Below are 12,218 nucleotides of genomic sequence, written 5' to 3' on the forward strand. Positions count from 1 at the left end.
CTTTTTTTGTTTTAATCAAACGTAATTTCTTTTACTTTTTTATCGTCTAGTCGTTTAATAACTTCTACAATTAAATGAACCGCATTCTCGAAATCATCCCGATGAAGCATAGCCGCATGAGAATGTATATAACGTGTGGCAATGGTTATGGATAGAGCTGGTACCCCATCATGAGTTAAATGAATAGCTCCTGAATCTGTGCCGCCTCCAGCCATGGAGTCAAATTGATACGGAATAGCATTTTCATCGGCTGTATCGACTACAAAGTCTCTTAGTCCTTTATGAGATACCATAGAGGCATCATAGAGAATAATTTGCGGGCCATCTCCCATTTTACTTTGAGCATCCCGCTCAGAAACACCCGGAGTATCTCCTGCAATACCTACATCAACGCCAAAAGCGATATCCGGATTAATTAAATGAGCGGACGTACGAGCACCTCTTAGACCAACTTCTTCTTGTACCGTCCCAACACCATATACAATGTTTGGATGTTTCTCAGACTTTAGACGTTTGAGTACTTCGATCGCAATGGCACAGCCGATTCGGTTATCCCACGCTTTGGCAAGCAGCATTTTCTCATTTTTCATTTGTGTGAATTCAAAATATGGAACGATAGAATCTCCCGGTACAACACCAAATTCTTTTGCTTCTTCTTTACTGGAAGCCCCGATATCAATAAACATGTCTTTAATTTCGACAGCTTTCTTACGCTGATCAGCAGGTAGAATATGTGGTGGCTTTGAACCGATAATTCCCGTCAGATTCCCTTCACGCGTCATGATGGTTACGCGTTGGGCAAGCATCACCTGGCTCCACCATCCACCGACGGGCTGAAAGTAAATGTAGCCTTTGTCATCGATACGGGTCACCATGAAGCCTACTTCATCCAAATGACCTGCGACCATGACTTTAGGGCCCTTTTTATTTCCAACCTTCTTAGCTACCAAGCTGCCAAGATTGTCTGTATACACCTCATCCGCATAAGGAGTGATGTACTTAGTCATAACATCCCGTGCTTCACGTTCGTGCCCTGGAATTCCATTCGCATCCGTTAAATCTTTAAGCATTGTTAGTGTTTCATCTTTTTTAGCCATATGTATAATTCCTCCTTTTGTCTCACTATTCCCTATTATATAGTTTTTATTATGAATTCACAAAAAATTACGTCTAATATCCTTGATCCTGACGCTCAAAGTTCACTTCATTTTTTTCGATATACGCCTTTTGTAATTCTTCGGCTTGGAAGCCAAGCGTTTTTCCTAGTGATAAAAAGGCAGCAAACAACTCAAGATAGCTTGTCTTATCTTTTTGCAGTTTGAAATTCTCGATAGCAGTGAAAATAGAAAGAAAAGCTTCTGTTTGATTCATCTTTTCATTAAGTGCAGAGCCCTGATAACGGTAACCGAGGTCTAATCCCAGCGAAAGGATGAAATGCAGCCCATCCACGTACTCTTCCAGCACAACTTCTTTTGGACTCGCTGGCTTATTACTCCAAAATTTAAAACAACGGGTTTCGTTCGCTAGCTCACCGATTTCAACTAACAGTGCAAGTATTTTATGATCTACAACATTAATCTCTTGCAAATCATGTGTATGCGTAATGTAATCATCTAGTTTTTGCTGCATGTGATAAAAAGATTCCCAATTCATATTGATCCCCCTAAAAAAATTCTTCACCATAAATGTATCACTTTTTGAAACAAAACGGGACCGTAACACGTACATGTGCTAATAATCAATCTCAGGGAGAAGGTAACTATGATAATTATACTCTTTCGAATCCTATTAATTATAGCCATATTGTTTATTATTTACACAGTCTACAAATTCATGATAAACCCAAGAAGAAAGCTCGATCATGCTCAACAAAAAAATGAGTTTTACTTTCACGACACCGCTGAAAATACAAAGCAGAATTTCTTAATCACCTATAAAGGGTTGCTGTTTGAAGGAGAAAAGTATCTCGGAACTACCGAGGAAGCCTTTGAAGTTGTTACGATTAATATTTTTACCCAGCATCCGGAAAAGCTGAAAGGGTTAGAGAGGAATGATTTATACTTCCTTGAAGAGCAAGTTTTAATGAGGTATCCCTATGCAAGAATTGAATGGAAATATCCAATCAACCGATTAAATATACGCCCTATTCATGAGGACCAATAACGCATGAACAGCTTATGTTCCGTTAGAATGATCATTTTATAAAAAAAAGGTCAGTGCCCGGAACAGTGGGTACTGACCTTTTTTTTAACTGGTTTGAAAGAAATCCTGCCAAATCAACACTTCATATTTCTTCCTTAATAAATAACATGCAAGGGCCAGAAATCCAGAGAATAAAAACAGCATAGGGATGGATAAGAGGGTAATCCATTGTCCTACTGAAGTGTATACAACCGCCAACGGAAAATTGGCCAGCAGCGAAGATTTAGTATAATCCTTAAAATCTTTACTCATTTCAATTAAACAATAAGATAATAAATGAAAATGAATGAATGGAATTAAACGGAGAATGGCTACCTGCCTGACCGTTAAGTGAGCTTTTCGTTTATTCCACTTCTGATACATGGCCTGCATCTTCTTTAGTCCAAAGGGAACGAGTCGAATCATACGATAAAATAAGACACTGGAAAGCAAGGTTCCAATTACTGAATAGGCAGTTCCAGCAACTGGACCGAATAGCATACCACCCGTGATACAAACGAGCATGACTGGCAAAAATAGTAAAGGTCGTAACAAATGGATCGCAATAAATAATAGTGGTGCCCATGCTCCTTGATGTTCTACCCATGCCAGAACGGCAATTGATGTTTCGGCCATCCACTTCGCCTCCCTGCCTACAGATTATGACAGTATTATGGAAAATAGAACCACATCAACGCGAAGAGACCTAACAACTGGATCACTGCTATTATGGGCCACCCAATACAAAAGCGGAAATAATTCGTTTTGTGTCGGAATACTTTTATGCCGGCTGCTCCGCCACATGCTCCCCCCGCTAGAGCAAGTATCCACAAACGCTTTTCAGGCACTCGCCACTGCCTTTTTTTAGCTTTGCTTTTGTCAATCCCCATTAAAATAAAGAGCGCACTGCTGGAAATAATAAAAACAAACAGAATCCAGTAAAATATGACCATCATTTATCCTCCGTCCATCACGAAAAAAACCATTTCCAGGCGAACGGAAATGGCTTCTTGTATTTAACGATCTACTTTTATTTAAGTGCTGATTTTGCTTGCTCAGCTAAACTTGCGAATCCTTTTTCGTCCTGGACAGCAAGTTCCGCAAGCATTTTGCGGTTCACTTCAACACCAGCAAGTTTAAGTCCATGCATCAAGCGGCTGTAAGAAATGTCATTCATACGAGCTGCTGCATTAATACGCGCAATCCAAAGTTTGCGAAAGTCGCGTTTTTTCTGACGACGGTCACGGTATGCATACTGACCTGACTTCATTACTTGTTGTTTTGCTGTTTTGAATAGAGCGTGCTTTGAACCATAATAACCTTTTGCTAGTTTAAGGACACGATTACGACGTTTACGTGTCACTGTTCCACCTTTAACTCGTGGCATTGGAATTCCCTCCTATATGAATCTGCATTCTTTAATTATTTTTTCGGAAGCATATGCTTGATACGACGGAAGTCTCCGGCAGATACCAATGTTGCCTTACGCAATTTGCGTTTTTGCTTCGTAGATTTATTGGCAAATAAGTGGCTTGTGAACGCATGAGAGCGTTTCACCTTTCCACTACCAGTTTTTTTGAAACGTTTCTGAGAACCTTTATGGGTTTTCATCTTAGGCATTGACAATTTCCTCCTTTAACTGATTCAGCTTACTTCTCCGCAAGAGGAGCAAGCATCATAAACATATTGCGACCTTCCATTTTTGGTTTGGTCTCAATAGTAGCAACGTCCTGGCATTCTTCAGCCAGACGTTCAAGAACTTTCTGGCCAAGTTCTTTGTGGGTAATCGCACGTCCGCGGAAACGAACAGATGCTTTCACCTTATCGCCTTTTGTTAAGAATTTACGAGCATTACGAAGCTTCGTATTGAAGTCATGCTCTTCAATCCCTGGGCTTAAACGAACTTCTTTAAGCTTGATAATCGTTTGATTTTTACGAGCTTCTTTTTCTTTCTTTTGCTGCTCATAACGGTACTTACCGTAATCCATGATTCGGCAAACCGGAGGCTTCGCATTCGGAGCCACCATGACAAGGTCAAGGTTCGCTTTTGCCGCAATGTCAAGTGCTTCATTACGGGATTTAACCCCGAGCTGCTCACCGTTTACATCAATGAGTCTTACTTCACGTGCGCGAATTTTCTCATTAACATTCATGTTATCCTTGCTAATAGTCAGCCACCTCCACATAATTTTGAAACTTATATAAGATCCGTCATCGACAAGTGGTTTTGAATCCATAAAAAAAGTGTCGGCACACAGACTGCACCCACACGTTTCCCTTATAGAATACAAAGGATAAATAACCTGCCAACAGCATATGTTTGCGTCGATCAGGTGAGAAGCGGGTGCTTCTTCTTGTCTCAGATCCGTTCATTCAGTTACCTAAATAATAGTAGCACGCTGTTTACTATATGTCAACAGCTATTGCACGGCTTGGTTGATTTACACTTCGGGCAGTCGCTTTCCGCGGGCAACGCTTCAGCTTCCTCGGAAGCAAAAACCGCTTCCTGTGGGATCTTCAGCTGTTGCTTTTCCCGCAGGAGTCGACTGCCCTACGCTTCAATCAATCGACATACCAGCGAATCTCCTGCGGGAAAGCGAAAACGACGATTTCCCGTGGTGAGCGTTCTTTGCAAGAGAGGAAGCTGTATAAACAAGGAAGTTCGGTGAAAACCGGCACGTCCAGTTCCAACACCGAACTACCCCGCGTCCTACAGGGCATGTGCCCATAGTCCCCACATTGAGCTACCTCATCTCCTGTGATGACGCGGAAAGCGTAGTGTATTCCCGAGGCCGTACTTCAGACGCAGTTTATAGTTCTTAAAGCAACAAATTTTACGGAAAGAGCCTTTCGGAAAAGCTTCATAAGATTTAACGATGAACAAGGGTAAAAGTTTCACCAAAAAGCTCAACTGGCAATACTTTTCACACCACTATTTATTTAAAAGCTTTAAATCAATTTCATTACGAATTTCATCTTTAAAGGTAGACACAGTCTTCGTTTCTGATTTTTGTTCACCGTAGCGACGGACATTTACGGCATGATCTTCAATCTCTTTATCCCCAACAACGAGCTGAAATGGAATTTTTTGAGTTTGAGCTTCGCGAATCTTATATCCTATTTTTTCATTACGCTCATCCACTTCAACTCTTACACCTGCTTCTCGCAGTTCATCTTCAAGCTGTTTCGCATAGTCAAGGTGAACCTCAGCTGAAACAGGTATGATTTTGGCTTGAACTGGGGCGAGCCAGGTTGGGAAAGCTCCTTTATACTCCTCGATTAAGAACGCCACGAATCGCTCCATCGTAGAAACAACACCGCGGTGAATAACAACCGGGCGGTGGTCCTTTCCATCCTCGCCAACATACGTCAGGTCAAATCGTTCAGGAAGATGGAAGTCCAGTTGTACAGTGGAAAGCGTTTCTTCTTTTCCAAGTGCTGTTTTTACTTGAACATCAAGTTTTGGACCATAAAACGCTGCTTCCCCTTCGGCTTCCACATATTCAAGCTCCATGTCTTCCATTGTTTCCTTTAACATAGCCTGAGCTTTGTTCCACATTTCATCATTATCTACATACTTTTCTTTATCCTCAGGATCACGATAAGAAAGCCGGAAACGATAATCATCGATACCGAAATCACGATAAACCTCTTGCACGAGACGAACGACACGTTTAAATTCATCCTTCAGCTGATCCGGCCGTGCAAAGATATGAGCATCGTTTAGGGTCATAGCGCGGACACGCTGTAAGCCAGCAAGAGCTCCCGACATCTCATGCCGGTGCATTGTTCCCAGTTCAGCAATACGGACAGGGAGATTACGATAACTATAAAATTCATTTTTATACACCATCATATGATGCGGGCAGTTCATCGGGCGCAGAACTAAATCTTCATTATCCATTTCTAATGTCGGGAACATATCCTCCTGATAGTGATCCCAGTGCCCACTTGTTTTATAAAGATCAACACTCCCCAGTACAGGTGTATACACATGGTCATAACCTAAACGTTCTTCCGTATCAACTATATAACGCTCGATATTACGACGGATTGTCGCCCCTTTCGGTAACCAGAGCGGTAAACCTTGACCAACCTTTTGATTAACTGTAAACAGCCCTAGCTCCTTACCTAATTTACGATGATCTCGTTCTTTTGCTTCCTCCAGAAGGTGTAGATATTCCTCAAGCTGTGCTTTTTTCTCAAATGCTGTTCCATAAATTCGCTGTAGCATCTTGTTATCGCTGTCCCCACGCCAATAGGCACCAGAGATGTTCAGTAATTTAAATATTTTAATTTTACTCGTTTGAGGAACATGAACACCACGGCAAAGGTCGAAAAACTCCCCTTGCTTATAGATGGTAAGAGTTTCTCCTTCTGGAATATCCTGAATAAGCTCAAGTTTTAAATCATCACCAAGCTCTTTATATTTTTCTATCGCTTCTTCACGGGTCAGTTCAATTCGCTCAATCTCCAGGTTCTCATTAACAATTCGCTGCATTTCTTTCTCAATTTTCGGCAAATCCTCAGGTGTTAAGGAGACATCAAGATCGATATCGTAGTAAAATCCATTTTCAATCACAGGACCTACGCCAAGCTTGACCTCGCCATACAGACGTTTAATAGCTTGTGCCATTAAATGGGCTGTAGAATGGCGCAGGATATCAATTCCCTCCGGATTTTTATAAGTTAGAATCTCAACTGCGCCGTCCTGTTCAATGGGACGTCTCAAATCGTAATCTTGCCCATCTAATTTTATTGCTAACGATTGTTTTTTCAGCCCTGGCGAAATCGACTGGGCGATCTCTTCTCCAGTTGTTCCTACAGGAAATTCCTTTTTATTACCGTCTGGAAATGTAATGTAAATTACTTCTGCCATGTTGCCACTCCTTTTTTCATAAAATTAAAAACACGCTCGCCCCTTCTGCTAATAAAGCAAAAGGGGCGAGCGTGTTTACTCGCGGTTCCACCCATTTCCCACAAAAAACTCTTTGTGGCTTCATTCATCCTTAACGCGGACCAAACGCTGTTTACTACTCATTTCTTTTCATAAACAGAGCTCAGAGGTGGTAAACAGCTAATTCGTCAAGGAAGAGTTTTCAGCCGATGACTCTTCTCTCTATTCAAGCGTCCATTAGAGTTCTTGTCCTCATCAGTGCAGTTAAATATATGTAGGTATTATAGCGGTAAACAAGAACGAAATCAAGCCCAATCGAAAGGAAATTCCGAATGGGGCTTACAGGACGCTTTTTCTTCAAACAAATTTGTCAGCAAATCAAGCTTTGAATCTTCCAAGTGGTCAGAATAAATAATAAGCTCGTCCGGTGCAAAAATAAGAGCTGGGGTAATTCCAAAATTAATTGGTAATTGTGTTAGAAAAGGGTCTGGATATTGCTTTAAATAAAGAATGAGTTCATCCCGACTTACCTTATTTCCTTCATCATGAAAGTAATGAAGCGTATCGTCATGGAATACATGTAACACCTGAACTCCCGTGTCTCTATTATTGATCCCACGCCTCCATGAATCAACCATTAGTTGATGAGCCTCTTCCAGCTTGTATTCATCCAATACCTTCCCTGTGAAATCCACTAATTCTTCATATATTTCTTCCAGACAAAAAGCACTTAACCAGTCAAAATCAACATAAAAACGGCCAGATAGCTTTTTACTTACACATGTTTCGATCACCTTTTCTAAATCAGGGATTATAATTCCTGCTGGAGGTTCCAGCCTGAGCTCATTGCTTAACTCTATAATCCGTTTGATTTCCTGCTTTTCTTTATAGTGGAATACATGCTTGAGTACACCCTCTGTCCATGGTGACAGCTTTTGATCCGTAATCACTCTTGTCACACTTTGAACAAAGTCATAAAAAACCTCACTCAACGTCAGCTCAGTTTCTATTAATAACTTGTTATGTGAGATATCCTTAACCATCCATGGGCAGGAGTCATCTATTTGAAGTTCTGTAATCACCTGATGGAAATAAAAAGCCACTTTTCGACTGGAAAACTGTATACATACCAACACACTTCCCCCTCATCACAAAAACATCCCCACCTTCAGTGAGCATTTATTAGACTATTACGTCTTATACATATGATAAGAAGGAATGAAACATGCCTATTGACCTCGTCGATTCTGTCCCTCAACAGGAACACTATCACTTAACTGCCGTACACGTTCTGTAATTCTCTGGGCTTTAACCTGGTCAATATCTCCTCGGTTGCTCGTCATTAAAACTTTCTCCAGTTCATTAAGCGAATAATTAGAAGTGAAAAATACCGGGAGGCGTTCCATCATTCGATATTGTAATATGGACCCCAGAATTTCGTCTCGAAACCAGGCAGATTGAGATTCTGCCCCTATATCATCCAGCATGAGCACAGGTGTTTTTTTAAAGGCATCAATCTTGTTATTCATAGAATCATCTTTTATGGAGGCTTTCATCTCCCGAACAAATTCAGGCATATAGATTACCATCGAAGCAATATTTTTTTTCATTAACTCGTTTGCAATGACACCTAGAAAAAAAGTCTTTCCCACTCCAAACGGGCCGTGAAAATACAACCCCTTGCTCGGAAGCTGCTCATCTATTTTTTCAAGGTACTGCACGGTATTTTGGATAGCCTGGCCGCGAGCATCATCATTAAAGTCTAACCGCTCAAGATTAGCTTCCAAAATTTCCTTTGGAATATGAAGGCTGCTTATTAAAGAGCGCTGATGCCGTTGTTGTTCTTGCTGCAGTTCTTTACGACATTTATTATAGACAAGCTTGATCTCTGTACCTGTCACCTCTAACTGAGGAACGTGGCCTGGTAGAATATTGATACATGCTTCGCGAGAAGGACACTTTTCACAGTCCTTTGACTGTGTTTGGTACTCATATAGTTTAATGAGCTGTTTTTCCAGCACGTCTTCAGTTAGGGAAGGATGGTCCCTGACCAGCTGTTTTATCTCTGTTGAATTCAGAACTTCCCGCTTCATATGGCTTAAACGTTGTTGAAATTGTTTATGATTTCGCATCCACTTTTGTAAAGATTGTTGAATGGGTTCCACGAATTACTACACCTCACGATCCATTTCCTTTATTCGACAGCTTACGTATCCGCTCAGCAATATCCTGCTTGTTGATCTGAACCGCAGGCTGTTTCTCTTTAGGCTCCCCGCGCTTCTTAAACCAATCCGGGATAACTTCCTGATTGTTTTTCCGATATGTGTTCTTTTGTTTTCCCCATTGCTGATACTTCTGATGTTCAGCCTTGGCCAGGTTCATTGCCTGTCTTACAGTAGATACATTCTTACGTGCCCAATGACTGGCGATCTTTTCAAGATAAGGTTTCGATAATTTCATATCCGTTTTTAACAACACATAGTGAATCAGTACATTCATAACCCCGGGCTTGAGGCCTTGTTCCGTCATAATATCGCGGATTATTTTCATTTCCTGTTCAGAGGCTTGATTACCGCTAGATAAATCCTCTAACAGTTCCCTTGGTGAGATTTCCTCGAGTAATTGAATAAATTGCTCTTCCTTACTCCCAGATTCTTGGCTGGAGCCAGGAACTTTTTCACGCTCGTCAATACTTCCATTGTCTCCAGCGGGACGATCTTTTATAAAGTCATGACAGGCAGCTTTAAGTTCCTCGACAATCAATTCATTCTCCTCATTAATCGCCCAGATAATCGCCCGTTCAATTTCACTGGACGTTAAGTTATATAACGCTACAAGCTGTGAAATAATCCGGCGGTGATCCCCTGTAAGAATCTTTTCACTCGGATACATTCTCTGCTTTAAGGCATGATGCAGCCAATTAAAATCTACACGGCTGTCCAAAATGGCCGGCCCGCGAGTTCCAGTACCCTCTCTTCGCTGCGCTGATTGTTTTTGCTGATCCAATAAAGCTGAAGAGGGGTAGACTCCATGAAATACACGATCAAATGTCTCCGTTACTTCTTCATAATCTTCCAAAGAAATAGAGGGCTTAGAAAAACGACTGCGCAATGAATTAAATTTATCTTCACCCATCTCATGTCTCAACAACAAGGAAAGCATATCATCATTAAAAAATTCCTCCGGGGAAAATGGGGATCTGATTTCATATAGGTAAACAGTTGTTGATTCCTTTTTAGATAAATATGTTCGCAATAGACCTAACGCCTCGAGCTTTTGCCTGGCCTTATAGATTTGATCTAAAGGGGTCGACAGAAATGCCATGACTGCATGGTGGGATTGGACAAGCCCCTGGTCGCACGTTTCCTCTTCATTTACTAAAAATTGATATAAGGAAATAGCAAGCTTTCCTATTAGAGGTTGATATAAATGGGTTAACGACGATTGAGCGGATTGAGGAGCTGAACCTGTTTGAATGATTGTAAATCCGTCTATTGGTAAAAGCTTTCCTATATATCGATCCATGGGTAAGATCCCCCCTTTATCTGAAAAAGAAAATGAGCCACAGTCCGGCTCATCCTTTATCTTCATGTTTAATTAATTCTTTCAGTTCATCTATAAAAACATTAATATCTTTAAATTGACGATATACTGAGGCAAAACGAACATAAGCAACCTCATCAATTCCTGAAAGGCGCCCCATAATCATTTCACCAATATCCTTGCTTTGTACTTCTGAGACTCCGCGATTTCTCAATTCCTTCTCAATATCAAGAGTCACAGCTTCCAATTTTTCAACAGCAACCGGTCTTTTTTCACAAGCACGTATTAGTCCACGCATAAGTTTCTCACGGCTGAATTCTTCTCTAGTTCCTTCTTTTTTTACGACGATTAAGGGAACTTCCTCAATCCTTTCAAAGGTCGTAAAACGAAAATCACACTGTTCACATTCCCTTCTCCGCCTGATCGAATGTCCTTCCTCGATTGGCCTCGAATCCAGCACCTTCGTACTTTTATAGTGGCAATTTGGGCATTTCAATACAATCAACTCCACATGTTCTTCGATTCATTCTCATCTTTCCGACGATTTCAGGGAAGGAAACTGACGATCAAGCTGTTCATAAAGCTGAAGAATTAATCTGTCGCTGAATCCAAAGTCTACTGGGCCGCCTGAATCACTCGTCACAGAAAAATCAACAGAGGTTTGAAATGGGCGCACCATAATAATGGTTGCTACGATAAAAGCTTTTCTGCTTCCCTTATAGTTCACAGTAATCTCACCACGTTCATTTGAAACAGCTGCTTTCTCGGAAGGAGCAGGAAATAAATCTATTACCGCTCTGAACACATCATCCTTCTTGGCTTTATAATAGTGTGTCTTGAGTCTCTTATCATGAGGATCTTCCCCTGTTTCTGCATGATTACTTAAATACCTGGAAATAAATGATTTCACATACCTTACTCCTTCAAAACAAATTCGACATCATCTGATTATATTTTAACACGTTTTAGTAAAAAGAAAAGTGAAGGTTACCGAGGAAGGCACGGAACTTGAAAGGTGTAATCATGACCAATTCAACCAACAAAAAAGCCGCACAGCATAAACTGTACGACTTCAAAATCCCTATAGAGCACGAGACTGCTGCACTTCAACAGGCCCCATTCCTCTTGGAACTTCCACTGTTTCATTGCGGCCAGCCTCTAACGCTTTGATAATAAATTCTGCTGCAACATTAGGGTCGATACGATCACCACAAGTATACACATCAATACTTGCATATCCATGCTCTGGAAAGCTATGGATCGTTAAATGTGACTCTGAAATAATAACAACCCCGCTGACCCCGTGTGGAGCAAATTTATGAAAGGCAACTTCCCTCACTTCCGCTCCTGCTTTAAGTGCTGCATCTACAAAAGTTTGTTCGATATATGACATATCGTTTAATTTATCTTCATTACAATCCCATAATTCGGCAATAACATGTCTTCCCATTGTATCCATTTTAGGATCCCCCTTTTGATCAGTAGCAAATTCACTTCCAAATGTCCAACATGCTCTACCACGGGGGAAAGTTAGTCCTGAGAGGTCCTAACCCTTTGAGCAGACATGAGGTCAAATAATATTCAGAAGTTCAAAAAA

Annotated in this window: 15 protein-coding genes and 2 other annotated features; of the genes, 1 reads left to right on the plus strand and 14 read right to left on the minus strand. The window is 41.0% G+C overall.

The genetic code is table 11. From position 1 onward, the window contains the following. Positions 1-11 precede the first annotated feature (11 nt). Complete coding sequence (locus tag G6R08_RS02610; RefSeq protein ID WP_163526550.1) at positions 12-1,097, minus strand: M42 family metallopeptidase; 1,086 nt, start codon at positions 1,095-1,097, stop codon at positions 12-14. Positions 1,098-1,170: 73 nt separating this feature from the next. Continuing rightward, complete coding sequence (locus tag G6R08_RS02615; protein WP_163526551.1) at positions 1,171-1,653, minus strand: dUTP diphosphatase; 483 nt, start codon at positions 1,651-1,653, stop codon at positions 1,171-1,173. A gap of 108 nt (positions 1,654-1,761) precedes the next feature. Here G6R08_RS02615 and G6R08_RS02620 point away from each other — a divergent pair, with 108 nt between their 5' ends. Continuing rightward, positions 1,762-2,163 carry a sigma-w pathway protein ysdB gene (locus G6R08_RS02620; protein ID WP_163526552.1) on the plus strand — a complete coding sequence of 134 codons (402 nt, stop codon included), beginning with the start codon at positions 1,762-1,764 and terminating at the stop codon, positions 2,161-2,163. Between the two features lie 84 nt (positions 2,164-2,247). Here G6R08_RS02620 and G6R08_RS02625 read toward each other — a convergent pair whose 3' ends face one another. The 12 genes from G6R08_RS02625 to speD form a co-directional block, all read right to left on the minus strand. Beyond that, positions 2,248-2,817 carry a TVP38/TMEM64 family protein gene (locus tag G6R08_RS02625; RefSeq protein WP_163526553.1) on the minus strand — a complete coding sequence of 190 codons (570 nt, stop codon included), beginning with the start codon at positions 2,815-2,817 and terminating at the stop codon, positions 2,248-2,250. A gap of 35 nt (positions 2,818-2,852) precedes the next feature. Beyond that, on the minus strand, positions 2,853-3,137 hold the full coding sequence (locus G6R08_RS02630) for a DUF1294 domain-containing protein (protein ID WP_240339637.1): 285 nt from the start codon (positions 3,135-3,137) through the stop codon (positions 2,853-2,855). Positions 3,138-3,211: 74 nt separating this feature from the next. Beyond that, positions 3,212-3,568, minus strand: a complete 357-nt coding sequence (gene rplT / locus G6R08_RS02635) for a 50S ribosomal protein L20 (protein ID WP_079530482.1) — start codon at positions 3,566-3,568, stop codon at positions 3,212-3,214. A gap of 35 nt (positions 3,569-3,603) precedes the next feature. Further along, the gene (gene rpmI / locus G6R08_RS02640; protein ID WP_079530483.1) at positions 3,604-3,801 is read right to left on the minus strand and encodes a 50S ribosomal protein L35; all 198 of its coding nucleotides are present in this window, start codon (positions 3,799-3,801) and stop codon (positions 3,604-3,606) included. A 29-nt stretch (positions 3,802-3,830) separates the two neighbouring features. Next, positions 3,831-4,334, minus strand: a complete 504-nt coding sequence (gene infC / locus G6R08_RS02645) for a translation initiation factor IF-3 (RefSeq protein ID WP_163526554.1) — start codon at positions 4,332-4,334, stop codon at positions 3,831-3,833. Positions 4,335-4,413: 79 nt separating this feature from the next. Next, positions 4,414-4,543: a sequence feature (ribosomal protein L20 leader region), on the minus strand. A 570-nt stretch (positions 4,544-5,113) separates the two neighbouring features. Continuing rightward, on the minus strand, positions 5,114-7,060 hold the full coding sequence (gene thrS / locus G6R08_RS02650; RefSeq protein WP_163526555.1) for a threonine--tRNA ligase: 1,947 nt from the start codon (positions 7,058-7,060) through the stop codon (positions 5,114-5,116). Between the two features lie 58 nt (positions 7,061-7,118). Further along, positions 7,119-7,346, minus strand: a binding site (T-box leader). 37 nt (positions 7,347-7,383) lie between these two features. Continuing rightward, positions 7,384-8,211, minus strand: coding sequence for a sporulation protein YtxC (gene ytxC, locus G6R08_RS02655; RefSeq protein ID WP_163526556.1), 828 nt, complete (start codon positions 8,209-8,211; stop codon positions 7,384-7,386). A gap of 96 nt (positions 8,212-8,307) precedes the next feature. Next, entirely contained in the window at positions 8,308-9,243 is a 936-nt protein-coding gene (dnaI, locus tag G6R08_RS02660; protein WP_163526557.1) for a primosomal protein DnaI, read from the minus strand. Positions 9,244-9,256: 13 nt separating this feature from the next. Next, positions 9,257-10,603, minus strand: coding sequence for a replication initiation and membrane attachment family protein (locus G6R08_RS02665; protein WP_163526558.1), 1,347 nt, complete (start codon positions 10,601-10,603; stop codon positions 9,257-9,259). A gap of 49 nt (positions 10,604-10,652) precedes the next feature. After that, the gene (nrdR, locus tag G6R08_RS02670; RefSeq protein ID WP_163526559.1) at positions 10,653-11,117 is read right to left on the minus strand and encodes a transcriptional regulator NrdR; all 465 of its coding nucleotides are present in this window, start codon (positions 11,115-11,117) and stop codon (positions 10,653-10,655) included. 33 nt (positions 11,118-11,150) lie between these two features. Next, a complete protein-coding gene (locus tag G6R08_RS02675; RefSeq protein WP_163526560.1) occupies positions 11,151-11,531 on the minus strand; it encodes a cytosolic protein in 381 nt (126 codons plus the stop codon). 171 nt (positions 11,532-11,702) lie between these two features. Then, a complete protein-coding gene (gene speD / locus G6R08_RS02680; protein ID WP_079530491.1) occupies positions 11,703-12,080 on the minus strand; it encodes an adenosylmethionine decarboxylase in 378 nt (125 codons plus the stop codon). Positions 12,081-12,218 lie beyond the last annotated feature (138 nt).

Source organism: Halobacillus ihumii (assembly GCF_902726645.1).
Lineage (GTDB): Bacteria > Bacillota > Bacilli > Bacillales > Halobacillaceae > Halobacillus_A > Halobacillus_A ihumii.

Coding starts and splice junctions, on each gene's coding strand:
- G6R08_RS02610 (WP_163526550.1), bottom strand. CDS start 1,097: ATGGCTAAAAAAGATGAAACACTAACAATGCTTAAAGATTTAACGGAT.
- G6R08_RS02615 (WP_163526551.1), bottom strand. CDS start 1,653: ATGAATTGGGAATCTTTTTATCACATGCAGCAAAAACTAGATGATTAC.
- G6R08_RS02620 (WP_163526552.1), top strand. CDS start 1,762: ATGATAATTATACTCTTTCGAATCCTATTAATTATAGCCATATTGTTT.
- G6R08_RS02625 (WP_163526553.1), bottom strand. CDS start 2,817: ATGGCCGAAACATCAATTGCCGTTCTGGCATGGGTAGAACATCAAGGA.
- G6R08_RS02630 (WP_240339637.1), bottom strand. CDS start 3,137: ATGATGGTCATATTTTACTGGATTCTGTTTGTTTTTATTATTTCCAGC.
- rplT (WP_079530482.1), bottom strand. CDS start 3,568: ATGCCACGAGTTAAAGGTGGAACAGTGACACGTAAACGTCGTAATCGT.
- rpmI (WP_079530483.1), bottom strand. CDS start 3,801: ATGCCTAAGATGAAAACCCATAAAGGTTCTCAGAAACGTTTCAAAAAA.
- infC (WP_163526554.1), bottom strand. CDS start 4,334: ATGAATGTTAATGAGAAAATTCGCGCACGTGAAGTAAGACTCATTGAT.
- thrS (WP_163526555.1), bottom strand. CDS start 7,060: ATGGCAGAAGTAATTTACATTACATTTCCAGACGGTAATAAAAAGGAA.
- G6R08_RS02665 (WP_163526558.1), bottom strand. CDS start 10,603: ATGGATCGATATATAGGAAAGCTTTTACCAATAGACGGATTTACAATC.
- speD (WP_079530491.1), bottom strand. CDS start 12,080: ATGGATACAATGGGAAGACATGTTATTGCCGAATTATGGGATTGTAAT.